Origin of the sequence: Wolbachia endosymbiont (group B) of Chesias legatella (genome assembly GCF_964026945.1) — a bacterium.
In the GTDB taxonomy this organism is placed as follows: Bacteria; Pseudomonadota; Alphaproteobacteria; order Rickettsiales; family Anaplasmataceae; genus Wolbachia.
Window position 1 is genome coordinate 709,487 of sequence record NZ_OZ034711.1, and the last position, 23,421, is coordinate 732,907.

Sequence of the window (23,421 nt, forward strand, 5' to 3'; positions counted from 1 at the left end):
GAATTAAATGACCATTTGCTTAAGTTTCACTTAAACAGCTTTGCTCACTGTTGCCTCTACTATAGTTTGATATCCTCTATTATTCAGAATATGTTCTGCCTTGCTAATTATCCATTCACCTTCAATTTCCTGACAAAATCCTGAAAGGCTGATCTTAGCTTCTGCAAATAATTCTGGATTACCAGGAACAGTTACATTTAAATTTGATGTACTACGTTTTAGTTGTTTTAACTTAGCTGCTGCTGCACTAATTGCTGATTCTGCGGTAGAGTAAAGCGTTTGCAGGGTATAACTTGGACCCTCATTTCCCACTTTCTCTTCTATAGTTTCTCCCTTTTCATAACTGTGCCATTTTGCAATAACAGATCCATATTTGTTACGCACATTAAAATTTACCTCCCAATTTATAATATCTTTAGGTGTTAATACTGTTGTACCTAACATCTTTCCAGTCGCTGATCTTGCTTCTCCCTTTGGAATAAAAATTATATATCCTCCTGCTGGTTTTACTAGTGCATCATATTTTTTGCCTAATCCTTCCAAAAAACTCATGTCGCTTTCATCTGCTTGAATGGTATGTGGTATAAATGTATTTTCAAATCTTTCAGCGACTTTACCTTCATACCCATGTTCTTGTGCTATTTCTTTAATCAAATCTTCCAAGGTAATGTCTTTCCATTCCTTTGATTTTCTTTCCTTTAATGATCCTCTTAAACTTGCAGCGTCACATTTTATTCTTAAAGTTTGTGGTGGACTTTGTATTGTAATTTGATTTGCCTTATATACCCCCATAGGTAATAAACCTGTTTCTTTATATCCTAGAAAAACCTGTAAATTACCCTTAAGTTCTAAAGCGCTAGAGTTATAACTAATATATATCTCAGCTTCGTCACTTGTAGTACCGGATCCATCAGTAACACGTAATAATATTAAACTCTTTTTTAAAACCTCTGTTACTGGGTTATTTTTTGCTACTATATCAAAGTCTGGCGTCATTCATCTAAAATATTTATGACAGATTCTTTCGATATTTTCTGAATTTTAGGAAGCTTAATTCTTAATCCAGCGGGCAAAAAGCTTGCGTATTCTGCAAGGCCTGGATTTTCAAGCAATACTTCCTCCACTGCTCCACTACTGTATCCATAATGTTTCCAGCAAATGTAATCCAACATTTCGTTTTCTTTCGTGTAATAATAAATCACTTACTGTAACTTTTTAACTTCAAAATAAACTCAACTTTTCTCGGTTTTCCATCAGGAAAAAATAATATCTGCTTTTCTTCTACATTAGTAATGACAAAATTTCCAAATACACTTCCTGAATTATCAACTAGAACGTGTGGTTCTTGAGTGTTACGTATATTTTTTAGCTGTTCTAAGCCATTACTCTGATAACGTGAATAAATCACTCCTGTTAAATCAATACATTCAATTCCTGAACCAATGTTTTGTAGCGACGTTTTTTCAATACATTCAATTGTATACCACCTTTTTTCTTTACTGTATCTTAGGCTTATTGGTTCAAGCTTACATTTTCCAAGCAACATCAATGTAACTCTTCAACTATATCAAAAAGTGCCCCACGTGCTTGTTCTCTAAATCGTTCTATTACTGCATCAGCAACGCTGCGGACATCTTCAGACTTAATGTTGATATTAAACGTTTGATAGAATGCTTGGTTATATACTTTAGATTCCCTATTTTCATATCTACTTTTCTTGAATGCTTTCTCAATTTCTTCTTGTTCTATAGCTCTTTTTTCTTCTATAACACCTTTAACTTTAAAACTCTCAAAATTGCCTTTACTATTTTCTGAAAATTGTTTAATAGCACTATTACTTGTCAATGGGTTTCCGTTACTGAAAATGCTATTTTTAGAAAGCTTATTAACAAAATTTCCATTATTTTCAAATTTTCTAATCGGGTTATTCTCAGCAAATATGCTACTATAGTATTTCCTAAAGTAAATGATAAAGGTATAATGAAGTATTTGAGTTATAATGGCATATAGTGTGGATTTAAGGGAAAAGGCAGTATTGATGATAGAAAAAGGGAAGACAAAGGTTGAGATAGCAGAGCTCATGGAGATAGGAATAGCAACTCTGTACCGCTGGTTAAAAAAGAAAGCTGCTGGTGAAAGCCTAAAGCCATCTAAAAACGGTAGCTTTATTCGAAAAATAGACCCAAAAATACTCGAAGAATATGTTACAAAGAATCCAGATCATACTCTGGCAGAGATGAAACAAAATCTTGGATTTGGAATAAATTCAATTTGGTATAGACTAAAACAGCTAAAAATTACTTTAAAAAAAAGTCACACTATATCAAGAGCGCAATCAAGAAGATAGGCAGCAATTTATTGATAAAATCTCAAAAATAGACCATTCCAGCATCTTATATATAGATGAAGCAGGAGTTGATAATAAGTTATACCGAGAATATGGACGTGCTCCAAGAGGAAAGAAAATTTATGCAGATATTCCAGGGAGAACTCGAGAGAGAATCAGTATAGTAGCCGGGTGGATTGGAATGAGATTTATTGCACCAATGACTTTCAAAGGTGGGTGTGACAAAGAGGTATTCAATATATGGTTGGAGAAGATGTTATTACCTAAATTGCCACTTGGCACAACCATAGTTATGGATAATGCTACATTTCATAAGACCACTAAAACAAAATCATTAATAGAGTCTTTTGGCTGTCATGTGCTGTATCTTCCAACATATTCACCAGATTTGAATCCCATAGAACACTGTTGGCATACCATCAAAAGCCGCCTCAGACCTCTAATGTATAAATGTACAGACTTACAACTTTTGGTTGGTAATACCATAATGGAAATTTATCATTCATTTTAGAAAATACTATAACTGTATTTCCCATCCATGAAAAAGCTTTTCCTATAGGTTCAATGAGTGATTTCCAAAAGCTAGAGAAAAAGTCTTTCACTTTTTGCCAGTTAGTTAGAACATAAGCTGCACCAGAAACAAGACTCGCTATTAAAAGTCCAATTGGGTTAGTCATTACAGCTAGTGTTATTGCTCTTAGCCCTGTTATTACTGCAGGGAAAACTATAGCTGATAAAAATGAAAATGTTGCCAATATCGTTGCTTTAAGACCAAAAATTGTACTTCCTAATAAAGTAATTCCATAGCCTACTCCCACTACTAAGACTTTCAAACTTATCAAAGCTGCTAAAGTACTCATGATTACTGTAGTTAAAGTTGGATATTTTTCTGCAAAAGAAGCTATACGCTCTGTTATTGCTTTCAAACTTCCAGCTACATAATTTAAAGTAGGCAACATCACTGACCCTAGATTCATTCCAGCTTCAAATACTGCATTTTTAAGTAATTGTAATTTATTAGCTGTAGTGTTTGCCCGATTTTCAAATTCTTTCTGCATTGAGGAGCGGTACTTTCCTTTATCAGCTACCTGTTCAATAGCTTTCTTATAAATGTCTAAGCTTCCTACTAAAAGAGCAATGTCATCTTGAAACCCAGCGCCAAATAGATTCATAAGAATACCGGCACGCTCTTGATCGTCTATTCTTTTTAAAGTTTCAAGGAATTGTAATATTGCCTCTTGAGGATTTTTTTTAATGGTTTGTTCGAGCTCTTCTATACTTGTTCCCATCTCATCTAATGCATCGTGAAATTCAGGACTTTGCTCTCTTGCAGTCTGTAGTTTACTAAGAAAGTTATTTATAGCAGTTGCTGCTTTTTCAGGTTGTTTACCTAAACTTATGAACGTACTTGCTAAGCTACTTGCTTGATCAACTTCTAAACCAAACTGTTTAGCATTACCACCAATTCTATTTAATGTAAGAACCACTTCTTGTGCTTTAGCAGCGGTATTGTCTGAGAGATGGTTTATTATGTTACCTACATTTTCCATACCATCAACTTTAATTCCATAGACGTTGGATATTTTCGCAATAGCATTACCAGCTTCTTCTGCCGACATATCAAACGCTGTGGTCATTTTGGCAACTACTGTTGTAAACTTAATAAGATCATTTTTGTCAATACCAAGTTGACCACCACTTGCAGCTATTTGTGCTAATTCTGCAGCTGACAAGGGTATCTCCCGAGATAATTTCTTTAACTCTTTAGCAAACTTTAATGCTTCATCTTTAGTGTCATTTTGCACAAATTTTACTACTTTCTTTACATCAGCCATAGCCGATTCAAAATCAACAGCAACTTTAATTGGCGCTGCAAGCGTTAGCCCTAGCCCAATAGTCTCTATAATTTGTGACTTAAAATGTGCTTTGCTTGCTAAAAAACTTTGGTGACTACGTATTGCAGACCCAAGCTTACCATACTTACCTTTTAGCACTTCAATAGAAGAACCAAGTTTATATTGATCACTTACTAATGACTTAATATTTCTTCCACTTTTTCTTACTGCTTCATTAAATGAATGCAAAGCATCTCTCTTTTTCAAATATGCTTCTTTTGCTTTTATTGCGGAGGTTTTGGCCTTGTCAAATTCTGCTTTTAAGGTTTTGCTCGGTTTCTCTATTGCCTTCATTTGTTTAGCTAAAGATTTTACTTGATCTTCAAAGCCCTTCCACGACCTCCTGCTAGTCAAAACATCATGACCCAACTGCTTAAATTTTGATACTGATTTTAAAGATGAGTCAAGCTTCCTTATGTTCTCCCAAGATAAGTAAGTTGATTACTACTGCCCTTTATTACAGTATTAAAACTGCCATCTAAAACAGCTCCGATTTTTATAGATAACGTTGACATTTAAGCTCCCTTGCTAATTTGCTCCATGAAATAAATTCACTAATCTCCATATCAAGAATGTGCTCAACTCCACCACCTATGATAGAGCCAAGCACTAGTATTTCTGATCTCAAGTTTTTTGGATAATCGGTGAAAAAAAATCCTTTAATACCTCTTGCACTTTTACATAATCAGCAATATCTAATTCTTCAATTGCTTCTTTTGCAACTGATGTCAGATTGGCAGTCAAAGTTACTTCCTTATTTAGGTCACTACCACTAATGCGTTCTATTGCCAAATAGTCTCTAACTTTTGGACGTCTAACGGTAAGTTCTGAAACAGAAATTCCATCAACTGTAATTGGGTTGTTTAGTGTTATAGTTTGCATAAAATTCTCCTATAAAAAATAAAATCTTGTAAAACATTTATAACTATTTGATCAACATCTAAAAAATATAATTCTAAAAATCTTCATATTCCAAGTACCGTCTGAAGTAGTGCCATCTGATCAACACCGTTAATCTTACGGATCATATTTTCAGCATCGATCTCTATTAATTCATTACCACCTATAGTAAGTTTATAATAATGCGCAGCTACAGTGCATTTGAGAGTGGCTTTTTCAGCAGGTTTCCAGCTACCAAAATCAAATTCTTTAAAAATGCCTCTTAAATTGATTATTACTCCTTCAATATCATTGCTACCACTACCTTGCATTCCACCACGGAGCGTCAAAGCTACTGAATTCCCATTTATCAGCCCAAATAGCCGAAAGAGCTCTGTATCGTATTCAGCAAAAGTGAAATCTGCTTCAAGCTTTTCCATGCCCATGTCAATATTTATTGGGATATCCATACCACCAGCACGATATTCTTCGGTTTTTATGGTGAGCTTTGGTAACGTTATCTCATCAATTTTTCCTGCATAACCCCGACCATCTACGAATACATTAAAATTCTTTAAAATCTTCGGTAACATCTCTTTCTCCCATTTTTATAATATTGTACCACTCACAAGATGTGACCTGAAAGTAATCTGTTCTGCTGGATATGGTGGTGTAAATTCGAAATCAAAATATACTTTCCCGCTTGCAATATTTGCCGGTGTATTGAGTTCAGGTGTTGCATAACATTTTCCGCTAATAATAGCTCCTTGTGCTTTTAAATTGGCCAAATAAGAATTCACCCCCTCAATTACATCATCTATATAAGTTTTGGTAATATTGCGATCAACTGCCCATAGATGAGCTCGAAGTAGACTATCGTTGATTAAATCTGCAGTTCTTCTTACTGACAGAAAAGCCCATTTTGAGTCATTTGAACATGTTCTATTGCCCCAAAGCCTATAGCCGTTTTGATGAATTATCGTTGTTACTTCATTTTCATTTAAGTGGTTTGCTCTGCAATTTGTATTACCGAGCGTAAAATCAATAGGCCTGCTTGTTCCAACAATACCATTTATCTCTTTATTTGAAGGTGAATGCCAGAAGCCTTGTTCGCTGTCTATTTTAGCTATTAAACCAGCTACAAATGGGCTTGCCGGTTTTTCTTCCCCTTCAAATACCTTAACCCATGGATCAACTACGTAAACTCTTGAGCTGCCTACACTTTTTCTCCATTTTATTGCTTCTTCATCATTAGTATTTGGTCCATCTGCAACAATAATTGCTCTTAATTTTTCTGCTATGGAAATTAAAGCACTCACTACTGGATTTACTCCATCTATTTCAGGTAACTGATGAGTAAACTGAGGTGCAATTAATATTTTTGGAGCAATATGAACTATGCTTTCACTACTGAGGAATGCCTCTATCCCCTGATACTCTCCAGTCTCTTTATCAACACCGCCAATTATATTTTGGATAGTTTCACTTTCTTTGAGCTTTGAATCGCTGTTTTCACTTTCTTTAACTCGAATAACTACTACTGTTGCACCAATTTGGGAAAATATTCCGTTTGTTGCAGAAGGTAAACTGCCACTCTTTCCAAGTCTTGCTGCTTCTTTTAAGCTTCCTGCAATTAACACTGGTTTATTTAGCGGAAATTTTTGCTCATCTGCTTCAGGTGCAGTACCAATTACACCTATCACTGATGATTTAGCCGTACGTACTGCCCTTGCTCCAGAGGTTACCTCTATAACATTTACTCCGTGCAAAAATTCTTCTGTCATTTTTTTCCTTGCACGCTGATTTTTGAAAAGAATTTAAGTTTCTAGGTTTTGCATTTTTTGTTTACAATCATCTAGCAAAGTTTGCAGTTCTTCTTCACTTTTAGCTTCTTCAATTTTCCTCTTCGCCATGTCTTCCAACTCCTCGCATTTCACTATCGCTTTTACTGCTTTTTTCACTTTTTCCTCGATTATCCTTGCCATTTCGATAACTGTAATACCACGGACTTTTGCTAAAGGTTCTATAATTTCTTTATCCTTTTCATCTTGGTCTGCTAGAATGCTTTTTGCGGCTTTCGCTTGTATCGCATACGACTTAGACTTCTGGTGAGAATGTCCTGTGTATTGGTTAGTATAGTTATCATAATAAGCACGAAGATTAGAAAGTGCAGAAAATTTCGCATTTTGCAATAACTCCAATTCAATATCTTCTTGATTCCGCTGAGCAATTTTGCCTCCTTCTGTTAAACAATAGCTTTTTTGCCAATCAAAATCTTTTGGCGCTTCATACCAATTTTTACCTTTTGGCTTGCTTTCAAGTATTGTTGTTTCTACTTGTTTATCATTTTCAAATCTAATGTAGATAGACATTGTTTGTTACCTCCAAATCTCATGCGTGTTAGATAATCCAGGACATTGCCAAGCTTTTAGAGTTCTTTCCACATCTATCTCAAGCCCTGTAGTTAAAAAATTGCTCCGAAAGTTATAAATACTCCACCTCATAAACCAACTGTAATGGTGATAATCAGATGTGTAAAAATATGGCGATGCGTAAAATAAAATTGCTATTGTCTTATTTGCTGGCACAGTAATATTATTTGAACTACTAAATACTGCGGAATTAGTTGAGTAGTTGTAAATATTTGTCCAAGTTATTCCTGAGATTGCCGATTTATTAGTATTAACGTGACTAGGTGTTCCTACGAATAACCCTGCTCCTTCATATCCTGAACTCCAACGTGATGAACCACTAAAATGAAGCGTTCGCGTTTTATCGCTGTTTGTAGTGTTTTTTACAAATATTACTCCAAGTAGTGCATATGGGTAACTGTATTGATCTGAGCTGTGACTACGACGTAAAAATGCTTTTCTGTACAGAAATTTACCGTTACTTCCTTGTAAGAAGTACAACTGTGGTGGATGATAAAAACTAGAATACGTACAATCATAAGTATTACTACCTGCAAGGAGCTGCAGCATATAGTCGGTTTTTGCTGTATCTTTATACCACTGCCCTAATTCTGTTTTGAAATAGCCATTATCATCAGACCAACCATAGTCATTATATCGATTAAGAATGCCGAACAGAAAAGGTAATGATTCAGGTTCAACCATATTGCGCTTTCTTATCTCTTTTATAATTGATGACCCATTTGGCACATCATTAATCGAGTTAAATTTAGTTGTGAGTGTTTTTAATTGGTCTTCTCTGGTTTTTATTTCCTTCATAATTGATGAACCAGTTGGTATATCGCTTATGGCTTTAAGGCTATTTAATGTGTTTCTTATGCTATTTAAGTCTCCGGCATTATTGATGGTGGCAACATGTGAATCTTTTCTGCTATCAAGTAGTGATAAGTTTGTAATTCCTTTTTCATCTATTTTCTTTAACGACTTTCCTTCTAATTCAGAGATTGCCGCTAATGCATTGTTTTTACTACTATCTAATTTATTTAAATGACTTGTGCTACTGTCAAGAAGCTCTTTTAATTTTGCATCAGTCATCTGTACAATATCAAGTACTGTACTTTGCCCAGCAATAGACTCTAGAGATTTTGCGAGATAGGCGAGTTGATCAGGGGTAGCATTTACAGATAGATCTTTCAGTCTCTGATGCAATGCATAAACTACTTCTTTGGCAATTGTCATTCATTACCCCACAAATTTAAAAAAGATTCAAAGCTAAATCTTTCAAAATTACTTTTAAGTTGATTATGTTTATCTTCTCTTTCGGTAATATCTTCATCTATTTTTTCTATAGCTTTTCGAATACGTACTACATCTTCCACTGCAATATTTTCTGGATGTGGCAAAGGATATCCTCGTTTGGTTTGGTCATTTGGCATTGATTCAAGTAATAATCACTCGCAAATTTTTTACTTTAGGACGATAGATAACCGTTCCACTTAAAACTAATTTTATTCTTGTCTCATTAGCATTAAAGTTTGTCAGTACATGAGTCCTCTCTACCCAATTTTCCCCTATTGGTTTTCCTGATGTTAAATTTACTAATTGCCAATCCACATTTTTTTGCACATATGCTTTAACGTCTGCAGTGCTAGGTATTAGCGCATCATATGTTATGGTGATCTTAGTATTAGCCCCTGCTGTAATGCTTCTTGTAACATAATCTCCAGACTCTGAAAGATTACCCATAACTAGCTGTAACCCAGGATATAGCACTGGACTTTTCTCTCGCCCTCCTTTTAGGCTTGCTTTTACCGTTAGCTCTCCAGATAATCTTTCACGCAGTGCGAGCGGCAAATTATCAGACAAAAAGTTTTCTCTTCCCTCTTCATCTGTTAAGATAAATTCTACATTGGTATCAAATGCTACTTTTTCGACGTTCGTCAAAACAATTAAATCTGATACATTATTTACAGTAACTTTGCCCAGATCAATAACGTGAGAACTTTCGCTAAATTTTGCAGCTAGTAATCGAAACGTTAAATCTAAATTCTGATGCGGTGTCCAGGTACTTGCATTGCTCGATGATAATAATACTCCTACTTGATAAGGCTGACTCGTTACCCAGCGGCTATTTACTGCATCATATTTGCCAAGTTCTGCTATTTTGACTGTTGTCTCTGAATCATCGGTAAGTAAAACTATTGCATACTCTTCTCCTGCATGGCAAAACACTGGTGACCACTCTATACGTGTTGCTGTGCCATCTATCTTTATATCTTTTGGCTCAATATAGCTTTCAGCAATGACAGTTTGCGAGGGCACTCCCACTGCTGTTTCTCTAATCTGCACAACAACACGTTTTTTGCCTTTATTTACAAACCATAGTTCCACGCCTCCTATGTGCCTACTTTCATTTAGAGTAAATGTTTGCGCTAAAGGATCAACTCTTCTTGCTGCGATAACTCTTCTTCTTTCCTCTATGGTAATTGTTTTTTTACCAGTATAAGTTGTCTCTCCATAGCTTCCTTTATCCCCATAAAATTGTACTAATTTAGTACCTGCTGGAATATTTGCCGGCACTTTCACCTTTCCCTTTAATTTTCCCTGGTTGTTAGCTGTTATCATATTTTTCACCTCTTATGCCATAGGCTGAATGACGATACCATCAAACTTCACTTCTTTGAGCTTTTCGTTTGGGGAAAAACCTTCAATTTCAAAATTCTGTACTGCTTCTCTCATAAATTCAGCTTCGTATGAAGTACTTGACAGAAGCTCTGTTGTTTCTTTAACATTAAATACTCTAGTTACTGGACTTTTCCAATTCGTGGTAACCTCCGTCCAGTGGTCTATATTTTTATTTAGAGTAATTTGTGCCGGGACTGGATCAAAAGCTTGATATGGATTGATCTTTTCTCCTTTAGTCTGTAAAAGCTGCTCCAGTACCGGTTCAAGTTTATAAGGCAAAAGATATCTTTCCCCACCTTTTTCAATATCTGCAACTTCTACATCTATTGGCAGAACTAGCTCTCTATTTACTATTGCTGCAGACTGCGAAATTCCTTGATCACGCATATCATCATCAAAGAATGAATCAACAAATACTCCTTTTTTGGTGGTAGGTTCTCTTGAATTTGCATCATTGCGTAAACGTTCCTGTGCAACTAGAGCATAAAGATCATTTATTCCTTTTTTCATTGCTTCAAGCTCATTCATCGGTACAGCATGAATAGCATTATTCACTATTTTTACCCCTTCTTTTTCTCCGTTTTTCCATGTCTGATGAATGTAGCAGAGCAAAAGTTGTCCGCTAGGTGCTTTAGGCATTGATGGTCGCCAAGGGTGAGCTATACCTTTTATTCTCCTTACTGCTCCTTTGCTATCGATAGTAATTAAATCATAGCGTGGCATTTTCCAGGTGTAATCAATCAGAACCAAGCTGTTATCAACTGCTCCTTTTACTTTACATCCCTCTTCGCTTATATCTTCAGGGCTTATATGAGTGCGGCAGCGATAGGTTATCAGGTAACTACTTCCAGGAGCTGGTTCTTTACCAGGTAATGACCAATCAACGTTTCCTGCGTTTAGTTTGTAATCTATACTATTTTCATAAATAACATTGCCTTGTTTAACTTGAATAATCTCAAGTACTGCAGAGTCAGGTATCGGATCAATAGCTCCAGAATATGAACCGTGAGTAACAGTAATGGTTTTTTGAACAGTTATATCTACTTTTTTAATTTCACTTATTGGAAAATCATTAACCTTCAGTTCCATTACTCTTTGGCTATTTGGCTGAAAAGTATGTGGTTCTGATTCAACTGATTTTATATCCGGATCTTCATCAAAAGAAACACGAATACTGTGAGGAAGTTCAATCTCATAGCCATCAACATGAGCTTTGCCCTCATTAATCACAAATATTTTTTTTCCTCCTTCTCCCTCTTCCTTTTGCAGGAACATTACTTCAAGACCATTTACGACGTAGGAACCATTTGCTTCTTTGTCATAACGAGCAAGAGCAGTAGTTACTATGTTTGCTTGTGGAGGTGGTGAATGTTCTATTAATACTCCATTTTCAATGTTATAGATTGGATAAAACTCTCCTTCAGAAAAACGTGGAGAAAGACCTTCTGCTTGATAACCCCAAATGGTGGAAACTTTAAGCCTTGCAGCTCCTACTTCCTGATAGTTTCTTGTACCAACTGCAGGATCACGAAGATTTTCGTCCTCAAGTTCTGTAATTGTAGATTCTAGATAATAAACACCTATACGAACTGTGGTACTCAGTGGAATAACAAACTCTTCTTTTTCGACTTTTCTAACTGCTCCACGAAGATAGATTTTTCCTCTTTCAAGTGTAACTTTACCAGTTTCTCTATCTATAATACAATTACTTCCTGTTACAACATCACCATCACGAAATATTGCATCTCCTATGCCTTTAAGCTTAGAAAGAGCATACTCCTGAGTTTCATTTAATTCTGCAGACTGTAAACCTCTTCCTGCCAGGAACAAGCTTTTTTCGTATTCTTTGTCAGGATTAAAACGGTTATAATAGGCGTTTAAAGTCATTTTGTTTCAAAAAGTTACAACAAATGAAAAAGTTTCCCGAGTTGCAGATGTTCTGATAAGTGGTACGGTATGTTCCAAAACCAATAAAATCCCATGGTCTTCTATATCTTGAGGTTCAAAATATCTCTGTCCTTCAGGTAATTCTTTTTTTACTTTAGTACCAACCATAACCCCTAGCTCTCTGATTACTCGATTTGCTGCATCCGTGAAATCGAAAGTGAATTTGAGAAAAAGATTATTGGTTGGTACATCAGAAGGCCTAAACCTTCCAGAAGGAGTTATAAGTTCGCCGTTTTCATCACCTGTGCAGAATAGCACTTCATCTGCAGTACGTCTGCCAAGTTCATTCAAGAGCTTTATAGAATTTATAGGTTCAGGTGGTGTGCTTTGAATGTACTCTATGGTAACTTTATCACTTACTGGAATAGAGCTATTTTCCGTACGTTTAATTACACCAGTACTGCTATCAACTGTATAGTCAACACTTGGCTGATGCATTGTTTGTCCTGTAACAACCTTCACATCTTTAACAGGTTGATGATCAAGTTTTATTTCACCCTTAACGAAAGTTTTTTCTACTTTATGGCTATTTCCAGAGCTTCCATCACCACTTCCCCAAGCAAGATGGATAGATTGCTTTTTTATGCTGGCTGCTATTGCTGCTCTGCCTGATTGCGTTAGAATTGACATTATCTGTTTTCAACCCTCCTATTATATATAATCGCTTTTTCTCTTCAATTTGTTCAATTTTTTTTTATTATTTTTTTATGGTAGTATTGACGCAACTGTTTAATATACTACAGTTGTCATAATATTTTTTCTTTTGGATAATGATTGCCAATCAAGAATTCTGGGAAGATGATCTTGAAGTTCCTGCTACTGAGTTACTATTGAGTTTTCAAAATCCTGATTTGTGCAAAAGTTGGATTAACTCTCTTAATAATAAGCAATTAAATGTTATTCTTAAACAACACTTCAATTATCAACAGCATTTGTTTGATAATAGTCCTTATTATGACTATAGGTCAGTTCAGCAAAAGCGTAAATTCCTTATCGACAGCAACCTTGATTATTTACCTAATTATTATTTAATCAGCTACTTTAGCCGTTTGAAGTCTGATTCAGCCATAATTGAGATAGCAAAGCCTATATTGAGTGGCGATGTAAAATATGATAAAAAATCTATACTATTTACTCTCTTTCTTATTGACCATAACTTGCTGAAGCACGTCTTTCTTTTTAATAAAGTTCAAAAAAGAAGTTTTTCATCATTTATTTTAAATAATCCTCCAAGACAAAGACAGAGCTCATTTAAAGATTTTTTGTCGAAAGAGGTACTGCGAGAGATATTAACTCAACATGATTCTCTAGCAAATGACAACTTTGAAAGTAAGTTCAAAGGTTTTTTTTACTACCAAGACCGCATTTACTTATTTATACGTCGTGCTAGTGATTCAGACCTGGTACTTAGCTCAAACCAAGTAATACACGGTTACAAACCTGACTGGATTATTCTTGACTTCTCTTTAAATAGCAATCAGGTAAATTTGTGTACTAAAAACCTCAAACGTGGCTTAGAAATAGCAAACAGCATTGCCAGTCGATATTTTCAACGTGAATGCTCATTTATTAATCTACGTAATCAGAATAAAGTTGCCCAAGTGCGTACATTCTTGACTGACTGTGTACATGAATTAATAAAAGACATCAAATTAATTGAATTAAAGTTTACGTCACCTGAACCAAGCACTTATTTTACATTAAACACAAATTCCATAGAAAAGTGGTTAAAGGTGTTAGAGCCTTCAATTGGCAGTATAATCTACAATATTAGTCTTGTTCAACATATAAAGGTGATATTTAGAAACAAAAAAGTTACTCTATCTTTTCATGCCAATACAGACTATATAGCGATCAATTATTCAGAACACGTACTTGATAAAAAAGAACGTGAAGATTTTAAGTTAATGTTTTCCAATACTTATGGACTTACCATTCTGTCAAAAGCAAAATCCAACTTTCTACAGGCAAATAGTTACTAATCTGCTACGGTGGAGTGACTCTTATGATACACCTAGCAGAGATTATTTAGAAGTTGCACAATACCTGTCAAGTCTTGGGTTTGTAAATTTAAGAGAATATTACTTTATAATCTGTGCTAATGATGAAGATGAGTTTGATTTTCATGTAATAAATCCTTTCTGCAACAATAGATTAGAAATTGTCAGCGATTATGATGAAGATTATGATAACCCAATAATGTGTGACCTCTGTGAACGTGATATTTTACCTGATACTTATAAAAAACAGCGTTACTTTTCTTTAGAGGTAAAAGTTAATCATTTGAAAGTTATAGAATGGTTTGAAAAGCAATTAGCAAGTTTAAAGATTACTTGTAATAAAGTAGCAACCGGAGTTTATTATGTTATTGTTGACACAAGCCTTATCAGCTTAATTATTCCCGAATGCTGTCCTGATAACTCATACTCTGCTGTGGATAAGTTAAAAACCACCCCTACTGCTTTAATAACTTTTAATAAGGAGAGTCTTAAGCCACCACTGAATCTACACATTGTTCCTATAGCAGATCTAATTTGCGAAGATCAAAGTTTAAATGAAGTATTGCATCAAACAGTAGAAAAAGGAGTACCAGAATTATTACCTAATGTTTCTTTTCAGGCATTCAATTGCTATTCTTACATTCCATTGCAACAGACTAAGTCTACTCCAGCAGAAAAGACTTTTCAGCTCCATATTAAAGGCAATGACATTTGTGTTAATGGTATAGGAGTTATCGAAACACAGTCAAAGTCTGGAAGAATATTTTTTATTTTCTTAGATCAATTTTTTCATGACTTTAAAAGTGGAATTTCTCCAGAGCAATACAAAACTTTAAACGTTGGAGAAATTGCAAATCGCTTAGAAAACATTCACGATGTTGAACAACAAATTCGCAAACCAATAAATAGAATGCAAAAAACTATAGCAGAGAAATTGGCTATAACTTTAGGTTTAAATGTCAAAAAAGACGATATTATTCAAACTCTGCCATGGTCAGGGATAGGTACTAAGGAATATGGCTACAGGCTTAATCCTTTTACTATTGTTCTTAAAAAATGAGTGTTATTAAATATCTCTCCTCGTTAAATGCTCAGCCACTTTCATAACTTTTACGCGCTCTGGTATTTCTTTTTCATAGAATTTAATATAACCTGAAGCAACTAATGCGTTAACATATCTACGAATGGAATGACAACTCTTCAAACCAAATGTATCTTCAAATAAATAGCAAAATTGGCTTTTAGTATAAAATTTTCCCTTAGCTGCTCTCTCATTAATTAACCGTAAAATGATGTCATAACTTTTTTTTCGACGTTGTTTTACAGTTGGTTTTTCTGATACAGTTTGCCAACTGTCATTTACTTTTTCGATCTGCATAGGTAAAATAGATTTACCATTTCTAAGTTCAAATATCAATTGACGAGTATTTTGTTCTCCGTTTGGCTTGATCATCATTATCCCTGAAGTATAAAAACTTCTTAAAGCCGATGCTCCGCTAAAGTTTTGAAATGGTTCCTCTACTAATGACTTTTTCGATACCTTGTTAGTATTGTGCGTTAAAATGATTCCACAACTAGGGTTTGTTATAGACCTCAATTTTTCAACTCTATCTTTTAAAAAACAAAACATCGAGCTATTACTATTTTCTCCTTTATATTGATTGAAATCAAAAACACCACGTAGTGTATCTATAGCAATGATATCAACTGTTTTAACGTCTAGTCTCTCTGCTATAATATCTTTTACTTCTTCTACTCCTTGAGAATTCAAAAGTAAGCTTGTTTTTGGTGTAATAATTAAATTTTTTGATATTAATTCTAGAGATTTATCATCAAATTTCAATTGTTGTAGCCGTTCCTTAATGTAGGGATATTCAAGATCAGTTTGAAGATAAAAGATCTTTAATGGTCTAATTGGAACCATACTCAAAAACGGTAGTCCCGCTGACAGATGTGCTAACCAAGAAAGCAGTAGATCAGTCTTGCCAACCTTTGGAGCTCCTCCAAGTAGTAAAAGTCCTCCAGGAGTAAGAATTCTCGGTAAAATTATATCCTCTGGTGATGGAGATTTATCATTTAGATAATGACTAGCAGGAAATGCTTTTTTCTCAGATAATACACTTAAACTTTCACGGTTCTCAGATGATATACCTAAACTTTCAGGATTCTCACAGGACATACCTAAATTGTCTAGTTCCACTGCTACTTTTTTAACATATTGTTCATCTTTTTCCGGCCAAATTATTATATGCTTATCTGTTAGCATAGACCAATCCGTTTTCTCAATATCATCATCTATTGCAGTTGTTGCTGTAAAACCTCTCTTTATTAAACTATCAGCACGGTTTTCACCTTTAACTATAATCACTTCATCAGACTTAATAATACCGGGAATGTTATATAATGGCTTCAGACCATTCCTAGAGGTTCTTAGATTCCATATATGTCTATAATTGTTTTTATACAAATAAACATAAGCTATAGCCTCATTATTTTTATCAAGGTAGCTATATTTTGCTATTATACGCTCACTAAGCCACTTGGTTATAAGGCTGGTAATCTCAGAAAAATCAGTTTTATTGGTTATTATGCTCCAGAGTTCAATAATATCTCCGTTAGTTTTCTTATCACAGTTATACCAAGTGCCAGTTTGCTTACCTTCTGCCACTACCATCAAGTGGTCTTTATTAATATTTCCAGAATAGAACCCATAACCAAATTTACCACCAGGCAACAAGTAAGACAGACACTCTTTAATATTGTGAGCCAATAACATTTTTATCTCTTGTCTTGATTCAGTAATGCAAAACTCCATGTAACCTCCGATTAATTTACTATAAAAATAGTTGCAATTTATTTAGAATGGTATCCAATCAGCGTCTGAATTTTTCTCTTGTTCAGGAGTAATGACCGTAGCAATTCTGTTCCTATCTCCATAGGTATTATTAGCCTCAATGCCTACTTTTGCTGTGAACTCCAGGCCGTTTAAATCTGCAATTGAGTTGATTTTTCGCGCAAGAACTGCTTTTTCTGATGTGTCATTTGTATGAATATTACGAGCTGACTCTAAAATACTGCGAATCATAGAACGTCCAGATTCTCCCCAAGTATCTTCTTTACCTTCTGATTTGCCACTTTTAATACCAATTATTTGGTAAATCTTACATTTTTCGTATGGACCTTCAATGACGGTAAATTCAGCGTTTAAATAGATGCTGCCAGTATCATAGCTTTTAGTGAACCAATTTTCGTAACCACCAGGCTTAATTGCCATTTTTACCTTGACTATTGTACCTTTAGGTATTAGACTACTCTGTAGTTTCGCATTATTGAAATCAGTTAAAAAATCTTGCAGCATAAGTTGCCCCCTATATATCAATTGATTTTTAAAAAAAGCTCAGTTATTCCATTGATCAAGAAGCTGCCAGCTACCGTTGATCTTATCGATAAGTTTATTTGGCACACGTTCACCATTGCGTAGCTCAAATACTATTTGACGTCTGGTACTTTCCTCATCATAAGCAACCATAACCATGCCAGTAGTGTAAAATCCCCTGAGAGATCCAGCACCACTTAAGCCCTGAAATGGATCTTCTTCGAGCATTTTCTTGGATAATTTTTTCGTGTGATGCGTTAATATTATTCCAGCATTTGGGTTAATAGCATTACGTAGTTTTTCAAGAGTTTTTTGCAGAAAGAATAGCATAGCGCTATTATCGTTTTCATTGCCATACTCACTACTAAAGATGTTGCGCAGAGGGTCCACTGCCAAAATATCAGGCTTAAAGCGTTCCTTCGCAATTTCTTTTATGTAATTTATTTCTTCATGGCAAAATGATAAATGCACTTTTGGCGTAATTATTAGGTTATTAGCAGCTATTGCCAAAAGTTCTGGATCAAGTTGAAGACATTGCAAACGTTCCTTCATATATTCGTATTCAATTTCAGTTTGCATGTAGAAGATTTTCAAAGGTCTACTTGGAGTCATACCAAGAAAAGAAACACCTGCAGCCATATAAACAAGCCAAGAGATCAAAAAGTCACTTTTACCTATTTTAGGAGGGCCACCTAGAACCAATAAACTTCTCTGAGTTAAAATTCTTGGTGAGACGATGTCTTTCGGTATAGGTGATTGGTCATTCAAATATTCTTTCATACTGAAAAAGGGAATCTTTTGACCAGTAGTTAAAAAGTCTTGTAACATATGTAACCTCCAAAAGTTAGTTGTGTGGCATAAATTGAGTAGAAGTAGAAAAGGTTTTAGTTTTGATTTTTGTAAGTAATTTACCTAAATGCGGCTCTTCAACCATATCAAGGCAACCACTACGATCTTTAGCAGGATATCCCCAAGAATTAATAGTATGGCAAACAAAGGAACGTACCTCTGTACCATCATCCTTCTTGATGCTTACCATGCTAATTACTTCATCAACAATACCAGGTATTTCACTGGCAGTTTTAGCTCCTTCGCATTGTGGTAGCCAAGTTGGGCGATTGAAGTCATCTAAATATTGACCTAACGTACCAACTGTAATGATATCTTTATTGGGAATATGTTGAAACTGATTGAGCCAAGCCATCATTTCTTGAGCAAGTAACCCGTATGCAGCTCTCATGTCTTGTTTGCCATTTCTGTCAGAGAAAGCTTCTGGTTGCATTTTTGCCCATAAAAGACATAACCGCGAGGCTACTGTAATACTGTCGATAAAAATACAGCTATATTTAGAGAATTCTAGATCTTTGTACTTACTGAATACATGCTCATAGTGTCTTTGACTATATGCTGAATCAGATTTTAATGCAGGATTAGGTCCACCAATTAGGCAGGCAATATCGCGAGCTTGATTCCAGCTACGAATACTTATAGAATCCCCTTGCCAATCTTGAACAGCAAGTAGCCCAGCTTCAAAATCAAGACAAAGTGTCGGTTCATTCAAAGTTTTAAGCAGACTGGTCTTACCAATTCCATATGGTCCGAAGATTACTATCTTCACACCTGTTACCATTTTTACTCTTTGTTCACTATTTATTATTTTTAAAGTCATAGTTTTATTACCCCTTCATAATATGTAATCGCAAAATGACGACGATTTGTTCAAAAATTTTCATAAATATATTTTGAGATGAGCAAGTTTAGCGCGTATTTGTTCTCTAATGTCATAGATGGTTGTTCTAGATATTCCATGTATTTCTGCGATTTCAGAGATACTATGAGATTCAAGCTGATAACAAATGTCCTGCCAGAGCTTTGGTAGTTTTGAAATTGCTTCGTTTATATCAACACTAGCTGCTACTTTATCTGCAAAATTACTATTTTCATCAATAACATCATCCAAGTCAGTAATATCAACAAATGCTACGCCTGCTTTACTACCACGTTTAGCACAGGATTGTTTGCGTAGAAGGCTTATTGCATGGTTTTTTATGACACTATGAATAAATGCATTTCTACCACTTTCTTCACCATTATACTGGCTTAAATCAGACCAAGTTTCACATAAGAGCTGCTGCTTTATATCTTCAATATCAGAATTAACACAGCATTTATAAGATTTAATTTGTCTAGCACGTTTTCGTATTTGTTTAATGATTGAAGGATCAATACCAGGATATTTATTTTTAGATTGCATATAGCACTCCATGAAAGATTGAAAGGAATAAGGATGAAGGGTTTTAACCTCACTTTGTACGGCATGGGAAAAATTCGTTCCCCCATATGAAAAAATAAAACTATTGATATTCTGGCCTTTTTTCTTGAAGTATCCCCCATGTGAAAAATTTGTTCAGACATGGTTCGGTGAAAAGAAGAAAAATAGGTTGATCCAATAAGATTTCTACTAAAGAATTAAAGATTTTATAAAACTTTTTTAACCCTATAAAGAAAGGTGAATTTTTTTGTCAGGCTTGTAAGAAATTTCTTTACAAACAAAAAGCGTTATTGCATAGAGGTGGTATAATTCATTACAGAATCGTCTTGAAACGCAATTGAAGGTCATTTTATTTTTTTCTAAGCATTTGTTTAACCGCTTCTTTCTGGAGCATCTAAAATTCATAGTCCTCTATAATAATTATACCGGATTAGTCACAACTTTTTCCGGAAATTTTTCAAAAAAAGTTTAAATAATTTTAAAATTGGTTCGATAAAGCTCATCAAAAAGACAAAAATGATTAGGCCTTTTAAATCTACTAAAGACTTTGATTTTAAAACTCAGCATGTTTATCCTTCCACTGTTTGTTAGGTTTTTTATGTTCTTTCAAGTTAATTCAGCTTTAAAAAAATTTCTTTATAACTAAAATAAAACATGATAGAGTTGGGCAGGAATCTTTTGCGAAGTTAAAATGTAGTGTTAATTGCCTTTTAATCGGTTTTAATGTGGTTTATAAGCGTTCTTTAGTTCAAGGTAGTATAATTGACCTTAAAGTCGTAGAATCTTTTAAAAACGCTATTGTCAGTCATTTGTTCTTTTTTATTCAATTTAAATATCTTAGTAATATTTTTGTAGTCTTTTTACTTTCATTAACATTTTATACTGTTTGTAATTTACTATTATTTATATTTATTATTACTTTTATTTATTACTCATATATATTATATAATAATATAAGGGTTTTAGGAACGTAGAATCAGCCATAATGGCCAACTTTAGAGGGGTGCTTTCTAGGAACACTTTTAGGAATAGAGAGTATAAAGTTTAGGTTTCTAGAGGTATTTTTCATTCCTTAATTTCTGATTACTGATTCAGTAACGCAGGAATAGGAACATAATTCAATTATTAGTGGTATGATTTTTTATATATTCTATCAACTTCTAGTTGAAGTTATAATATATAATGTATTCCAATGCTTGTAATAAAAAAATAGGGTAAACCCTCAGATGCTTGAAGAGCTTACCCGTAATTTTATCTACAACTAATTTTGTTATTGGAAAGACAAATAGAACATATTATGAATTTGCTTAAACTCTTCAATTATAGTCAAAAAGGGCTGTTTCTAATTTGTCTTGTTAGCAATGAGATTCGGTATAATACCTTCAGCTCCATGAGTAAATTTTCCAACACCACGAGCAAAAGGGCCTTCTCTAACATCAAGCCATTTATCTTCTCTCGAGCCTGTAGACATTCCTTTTACTAACTTCTTTGTTTGTAGAAGTTCTTGTACTATACGCTCTAGTCTATCTCTCCCTAGACCATGAAGAATATCAGGTAATCTGTGCCGTTGTTTGTATACTCCTGTATTTCCTGTATGAGTGAATGGATGCCCTGCAACAGCAGATCTTGCAATTGCATCAACAAGATACATTTTAAGGTCTTTTTCACTAGCATTTTTACCTTTTAGTTGCACTGTTATATCTTCTAATAGCCCTGTTTCTTGGTTTCTCAGGTAAGTACGTACAGTTCGGTCAGCTAAACCATTTGCCTTAACAACTGCTCCATAAAATAACGCATTCTGTCTTGGAGCTTCTCCTATTGATTGAAAGATCTCTGGCTTAGCTGTACCTTCTACTGGCCAAAAAGCATATGAGCATCTGACACCATTAACAAGAGCAGATGTGCCTCTAATTGCATCACGTGCTTGTTCAGCAGTTAATATAGGCTTTTCTCCTTTTGGTTTTCTCAGATGATGAGCAGTAACTATCGAAGCTCCGGTACTACATGCTAAATCAGACAATAAACACATTAGATAATCTCCTACAGCAGGATCAGCATTTATGTCTGCATGAATAAACGATGCAAGAGGATCAAACACAACTAATTTCAGATCTTTAATTTTATCAAGTTGTTTTATTATAGACTCAAATTCAGGCGAAACTTCAATAATTTTACCACGAATACTTCTCAGTATTGTCAGTGATCCTCTTACGTTTGGTAGTGGTACTATAAACAGCTTATCTTTAAATTTTAATCTTTTACATTCAGGATCAAGACGTTCAAGCCGACGGTGTACCTCGCCTGCATCATCTTCTGCTGAAAAGATTACTACTGATCCATGTTCAGTAACAGGTGAACCAAAACCACATATCTGATCTGTGTCACTTGCAACCTTAAGCGCCAAATCGAGGAGTAGCATACCCTTACCTGTATCTCCCATAGCAGCTACTATTGAAGTAACACCCAAAGGAAATATTCCTTCAACAAGAAACTTTTGCTCTGGTACTGGACCTACAAAACGATCTGCACTCCAGTCTAAAATGTTCAGTGGTGGTCTAATAATTACCTTTTTCAAGTTATTTTCAATGAAGTCAGAAACATTTGTGTTTTCTTGTACATAGTCCGCAGCATCCCAACCTTTTGGTTTACCTTCTGGAATTTTGACTATAGAAAGCGATGCAATACCTAAGCTGAGAAGTTTTGTAGTAGCATTTTCAGCATATTGTTTACCAGGCTCATCGTTATCCGGCCAAATAACAATATGCTTGCCTTTAAGTTGTGACCAGTCAGTTTTGTCCGCATCTGCATTTGCTCCAGACATTGTGGTTGTTGCAGTAATTCCTTTTTCTATTAGTGCTTCTGCGCATTTTTCACCTTCAACAAGAATGATTTTATCAGACTTCAAAATACCAGGGATATTGTATAGTGGTCTTGTATCAGGTGCTTTATAACTCAACGTTTTAACATTAAAAGGCTTGTATACTTTTTTCTTTCCAGGAAAATCAGAACGGTAAACTTTTACAATCACCTGACCATTTTCATCATAATAATTCCAACTGTAGGTAATAAATTTCTCAAAGTCTTCGTCAATGTATTGCTTCTCTGTATATTTTTTGTTATACCCAAGCCACTCAGCTATAGAAGCCATTATCTCATGAAATTCTGTTTTGGAGTGTACTTCTGCCCAAAGATCAATAATATCACCACCTTGATTTGTTGCAAAATCTTTCCAAAGCCCAGCTTTACTACCAGTTAATTCTACTACTAAACTTTTTCCTCGATTACCATGTACATCACCTACATAAAACCTATTACCATGAAAAACCCCATTTGGTAGCAAGTAAGAAAGACAAGATCTGAGATCGGCCAGAAGCCTTAATTTTATGTTCGCTGTTTCTTCTGATGATGGTAGATAACTTTGTGAAATAGTATTGTTGAAATCGCATGAAATATTCATAAATTCTCCATTAAAACTTATCAGGGATTTTTTCTGTTTCCTCATAAGTAATTAATCGCAAAATGAAATGAATTTGTTCAGCGTAATTTGAAAAAACATAAAAAATAATATTTTTTTGAACATTCTGTGAAGTTTTTGCGATATATATTAGT

Annotated in this window: 24 protein-coding genes; 4 read left to right on the forward strand and 20 right to left on the reverse strand. The window is 34.6% G+C overall.

Annotation, left to right across the window (positions count from 1 at the left end; genetic code table 11):
* Window positions 1–30 precede the first annotated feature (30 nt).
* Genes AAGD65_RS03210 through AAGD65_RS03225 form a run of 4 tightly spaced genes read right to left on the reverse strand, consistent with a single transcriptional unit; the run spans window position 31 to window position 1,845 of the window.
* Window positions 31–996, reverse strand: coding sequence for a phage late control D family protein (locus AAGD65_RS03210; RefSeq protein ID WP_264377099.1), 966 nt, complete (start codon window positions 994–996; stop codon window positions 31–33).
* Window positions 993–1,172 (reverse strand): tail protein X, encoded by a 180-nt coding sequence (locus tag AAGD65_RS03215; RefSeq protein ID WP_214303299.1) that lies wholly within the window; start codon window positions 1,170–1,172, stop codon window positions 993–995. Before AAGD65_RS03215 ends, AAGD65_RS03210 begins: the two co-directional genes overlap by 4 nt.
* 26 nt (window positions 1,173–1,198) lie before the next feature.
* Window positions 1,199–1,546 (reverse strand): phage tail protein, encoded by a 348-nt coding sequence (locus AAGD65_RS03220; RefSeq protein WP_262986492.1) that lies wholly within the window; start codon window positions 1,544–1,546, stop codon window positions 1,199–1,201.
* Window positions 1,546–1,845, reverse strand: a complete 300-nt coding sequence (locus tag AAGD65_RS03225) for a hypothetical protein (RefSeq protein WP_341811019.1) — start codon at window positions 1,843–1,845, stop codon at window positions 1,546–1,548. Before AAGD65_RS03225 ends, AAGD65_RS03220 begins: the two co-directional genes overlap by 1 nt.
* Window positions 1,846–1,999: 154 nt before the next feature.
* On the opposite strand from AAGD65_RS03225, the gene AAGD65_RS03230 reads away from it, so the two are divergent.
* Window positions 2,000–2,347: a transposase gene (locus AAGD65_RS03230; protein ID WP_264336399.1), complete on the forward strand. Its 348-nt coding sequence runs from the start codon at window positions 2,000–2,002 to the stop codon at window positions 2,345–2,347.
* A gap of 28 nt (window positions 2,348–2,375) precedes the next feature.
* Window positions 2,376–2,858: an IS630 family transposase gene (locus AAGD65_RS03235; protein WP_252154099.1), complete on the forward strand. Its 483-nt coding sequence runs from the start codon at window positions 2,376–2,378 to the stop codon at window positions 2,856–2,858.
* Here the strand turns inward: AAGD65_RS03235 and AAGD65_RS03240 are convergent.
* The 10 genes from AAGD65_RS03240 to AAGD65_RS03285 all read right to left on the reverse strand — a co-directional run bounded on the left by AAGD65_RS03240 (window position 2,779) and on the right by AAGD65_RS03285 (window position 12,794).
* Complete coding sequence (locus AAGD65_RS03240) at window positions 2,779–4,596, reverse strand: phage tail tape measure protein (RefSeq protein WP_341811020.1); 1,818 nt, start codon at window positions 4,594–4,596, stop codon at window positions 2,779–2,781. The genes AAGD65_RS03235 and AAGD65_RS03240 overlap by 80 nt on opposite strands.
* 270 nt (window positions 4,597–4,866) lie before the next feature.
* Entirely contained in the window at window positions 4,867–5,124 is a 258-nt protein-coding gene (locus tag AAGD65_RS03245; RefSeq protein WP_264686026.1) for a phage tail assembly protein, read from the reverse strand.
* 83 nt (window positions 5,125–5,207) lie between these two features.
* Window positions 5,208–5,714 (reverse strand): phage major tail tube protein, encoded by a 507-nt coding sequence (locus tag AAGD65_RS03250; protein ID WP_265028097.1) that lies wholly within the window; start codon window positions 5,712–5,714, stop codon window positions 5,208–5,210.
* 15 nt (window positions 5,715–5,729) lie between these two features.
* The gene (locus AAGD65_RS03255; protein ID WP_264686023.1) at window positions 5,730–6,905 is read right to left on the reverse strand and encodes a phage tail sheath subtilisin-like domain-containing protein; all 1,176 of its coding nucleotides are present in this window, start codon (window positions 6,903–6,905) and stop codon (window positions 5,730–5,732) included.
* Window positions 6,906–6,938: 33 nt separating this feature from the next.
* Window positions 6,939–7,493 (reverse strand): hypothetical protein, encoded by a 555-nt coding sequence (locus AAGD65_RS03260; protein ID WP_264377284.1) that lies wholly within the window; start codon window positions 7,491–7,493, stop codon window positions 6,939–6,941.
* A 6-nt stretch (window positions 7,494–7,499) separates the two neighbouring features.
* On the reverse strand, window positions 7,500–8,771 hold the full coding sequence (locus AAGD65_RS03265) for a hypothetical protein (RefSeq protein WP_230609034.1): 1,272 nt from the start codon (window positions 8,769–8,771) through the stop codon (window positions 7,500–7,502).
* Window positions 8,768–8,968 carry a hypothetical protein gene (locus AAGD65_RS03270; protein ID WP_264377285.1) on the reverse strand — a complete coding sequence of 67 codons (201 nt, stop codon included), beginning with the start codon at window positions 8,966–8,968 and terminating at the stop codon, window positions 8,768–8,770. The genes AAGD65_RS03265 and AAGD65_RS03270 overlap by 4 nt, the downstream gene beginning before the upstream one ends.
* 4 nt (window positions 8,969–8,972) lie before the next feature.
* On the reverse strand, window positions 8,973–10,157 hold the full coding sequence (locus AAGD65_RS03275) for a hypothetical protein (RefSeq protein WP_341811021.1): 1,185 nt from the start codon (window positions 10,155–10,157) through the stop codon (window positions 8,973–8,975).
* Window positions 10,158–10,169: 12 nt separating this feature from the next.
* The gene (locus AAGD65_RS03280) at window positions 10,170–12,104 is read right to left on the reverse strand and encodes a DUF4815 domain-containing protein (RefSeq protein ID WP_341811022.1); all 1,935 of its coding nucleotides are present in this window, start codon (window positions 12,102–12,104) and stop codon (window positions 10,170–10,172) included.
* A 6-nt stretch (window positions 12,105–12,110) separates the two neighbouring features.
* A complete protein-coding gene (locus AAGD65_RS03285; RefSeq protein ID WP_264377288.1) occupies window positions 12,111–12,794 on the reverse strand; it encodes a hypothetical protein in 684 nt (227 codons plus the stop codon).
* 140 nt (window positions 12,795–12,934) lie between these two features.
* On the opposite strand from AAGD65_RS03285, the gene AAGD65_RS03290 reads away from it, so the two are divergent.
* Window positions 12,935–14,146: a hypothetical protein gene (locus AAGD65_RS03290; RefSeq protein ID WP_007301877.1), complete on the forward strand. Its 1,212-nt coding sequence runs from the start codon at window positions 12,935–12,937 to the stop codon at window positions 14,144–14,146.
* Window positions 14,088–15,224 carry a hypothetical protein gene (locus AAGD65_RS03295; protein WP_007303017.1) on the forward strand — a complete coding sequence of 379 codons (1,137 nt, stop codon included), beginning with the start codon at window positions 14,088–14,090 and terminating at the stop codon, window positions 15,222–15,224. Before AAGD65_RS03290 ends, AAGD65_RS03295 begins: the two co-directional genes overlap by 59 nt.
* Before the next feature lie 6 nt (window positions 15,225–15,230).
* On the opposite strand, the gene AAGD65_RS03300 is transcribed toward AAGD65_RS03295, so the two are convergent.
* From AAGD65_RS03300 to AAGD65_RS03325, 6 genes are all read right to left on the reverse strand, one after another.
* Window positions 15,231–16,979 carry an AAA family ATPase gene (locus tag AAGD65_RS03300; RefSeq protein ID WP_012482040.1) on the reverse strand — a complete coding sequence of 583 codons (1,749 nt, stop codon included), beginning with the start codon at window positions 16,977–16,979 and terminating at the stop codon, window positions 15,231–15,233.
* Window positions 16,980–17,021: 42 nt separating this feature from the next.
* Window positions 17,022–17,522 (reverse strand): hypothetical protein, encoded by a 501-nt coding sequence (locus AAGD65_RS03305; RefSeq protein ID WP_341811023.1) that lies wholly within the window; start codon window positions 17,520–17,522, stop codon window positions 17,022–17,024.
* A 39-nt stretch (window positions 17,523–17,561) separates the two neighbouring features.
* The gene (locus AAGD65_RS03310; RefSeq protein ID WP_264336569.1) at window positions 17,562–18,368 is read right to left on the reverse strand and encodes an AAA family ATPase; all 807 of its coding nucleotides are present in this window, start codon (window positions 18,366–18,368) and stop codon (window positions 17,562–17,564) included.
* Between the two features lie 16 nt (window positions 18,369–18,384).
* Entirely contained in the window at window positions 18,385–19,209 is an 825-nt protein-coding gene (locus AAGD65_RS03315) for an ATP-binding protein (RefSeq protein ID WP_341811024.1), read from the reverse strand.
* Between the two features lie 60 nt (window positions 19,210–19,269).
* The gene (locus AAGD65_RS03320) at window positions 19,270–19,794 is read right to left on the reverse strand and encodes a sigma-70 family RNA polymerase sigma factor (RefSeq protein ID WP_007301868.1); all 525 of its coding nucleotides are present in this window, start codon (window positions 19,792–19,794) and stop codon (window positions 19,270–19,272) included.
* A gap of 1,360 nt (window positions 19,795–21,154) precedes the next feature.
* Window positions 21,155–23,269 (reverse strand): AAA family ATPase, encoded by a 2,115-nt coding sequence (locus AAGD65_RS03325; RefSeq protein WP_408067118.1) that lies wholly within the window; start codon window positions 23,267–23,269, stop codon window positions 21,155–21,157.
* Window positions 23,270–23,421: the final 152 nt, after the last annotated feature.

What these genes read in the sequence shown, in the direction of transcription:
- AAGD65_RS03260 (WP_264377284.1), bottom strand. Translation starts at nt 7,493, where the DNA reads ATGTCTATCTACATTAGATTTGAAAATGATAAACAAGTAGAAACAACA.
- AAGD65_RS03300 (WP_012482040.1), bottom strand. Translation starts at nt 16,979, where the DNA reads ATGGAGTTTTGCATTACTGAATCAAGACAAGAGATAAAAATGTTATTG.
- AAGD65_RS03255 (WP_264686023.1), bottom strand. Translation starts at nt 6,905, where the DNA reads ATGACAGAAGAATTTTTGCACGGAGTAAATGTTATAGAGGTAACCTCT.
- AAGD65_RS03305 (WP_341811023.1), bottom strand. Translation starts at nt 17,522, where the DNA reads ATGCTGCAAGATTTTTTAACTGATTTCAATAATGCGAAACTACAGAGT.
- AAGD65_RS03320 (WP_007301868.1), bottom strand. Translation starts at nt 19,794, where the DNA reads ATGCAATCTAAAAATAAATATCCTGGTATTGATCCTTCAATCATTAAA.
- AAGD65_RS03325 (WP_408067118.1), bottom strand. Translation starts at nt 23,269, where the DNA reads ATGAATATTTCATGCGATTTCAACAATACTATTTCACAAAGTTATCTA.
- AAGD65_RS03215 (WP_214303299.1), bottom strand. Translation starts at nt 1,172, where the DNA reads ATGTTGGATTACATTTGCTGGAAACATTATGGATACAGTAGTGGAGCA.
- AAGD65_RS03270 (WP_264377285.1), bottom strand. Translation starts at nt 8,968, where the DNA reads ATGCCAAATGACCAAACCAAACGAGGATATCCTTTGCCACATCCAGAA.
- AAGD65_RS03250 (WP_265028097.1), bottom strand. Translation starts at nt 5,714, where the DNA reads ATGTTACCGAAGATTTTAAAGAATTTTAATGTATTCGTAGATGGTCGG.
- AAGD65_RS03230 (WP_264336399.1), top strand. Translation starts at nt 2,000, where the DNA reads ATGGCATATAGTGTGGATTTAAGGGAAAAGGCAGTATTGATGATAGAA.
- AAGD65_RS03290 (WP_007301877.1), top strand. Translation starts at nt 12,935, where the DNA reads ATGATTGCCAATCAAGAATTCTGGGAAGATGATCTTGAAGTTCCTGCT.
- AAGD65_RS03245 (WP_264686026.1), bottom strand. Translation starts at nt 5,124, where the DNA reads ATGCAAACTATAACACTAAACAACCCAATTACAGTTGATGGAATTTCT.
- AAGD65_RS03210 (WP_264377099.1), bottom strand. Translation starts at nt 996, where the DNA reads ATGACGCCAGACTTTGATATAGTAGCAAAAAATAACCCAGTAACAGAG.
- AAGD65_RS03265 (WP_230609034.1), bottom strand. Translation starts at nt 8,771, where the DNA reads ATGACAATTGCCAAAGAAGTAGTTTATGCATTGCATCAGAGACTGAAA.
- AAGD65_RS03285 (WP_264377288.1), bottom strand. Translation starts at nt 12,794, where the DNA reads ATGTCAATTCTAACGCAATCAGGCAGAGCAGCAATAGCAGCCAGCATA.
- AAGD65_RS03310 (WP_264336569.1), bottom strand. Translation starts at nt 18,368, where the DNA reads ATGTTACAAGACTTTTTAACTACTGGTCAAAAGATTCCCTTTTTCAGT.
- AAGD65_RS03295 (WP_007303017.1), top strand. Translation starts at nt 14,088, where the DNA reads ATGGACTTACCATTCTGTCAAAAGCAAAATCCAACTTTCTACAGGCAA.
- AAGD65_RS03220 (WP_262986492.1), bottom strand. Translation starts at nt 1,546, where the DNA reads ATGTTGCTTGGAAAATGTAAGCTTGAACCAATAAGCCTAAGATACAGT.
- AAGD65_RS03315 (WP_341811024.1), bottom strand. Translation starts at nt 19,209, where the DNA reads ATGACTTTAAAAATAATAAATAGTGAACAAAGAGTAAAAATGGTAACA.
- AAGD65_RS03275 (WP_341811021.1), bottom strand. Translation starts at nt 10,157, where the DNA reads ATGATAACAGCTAACAACCAGGGAAAATTAAAGGGAAAGGTGAAAGTG.
- AAGD65_RS03280 (WP_341811022.1), bottom strand. Translation starts at nt 12,104, where the DNA reads ATGACTTTAAACGCCTATTATAACCGTTTTAATCCTGACAAAGAATAC.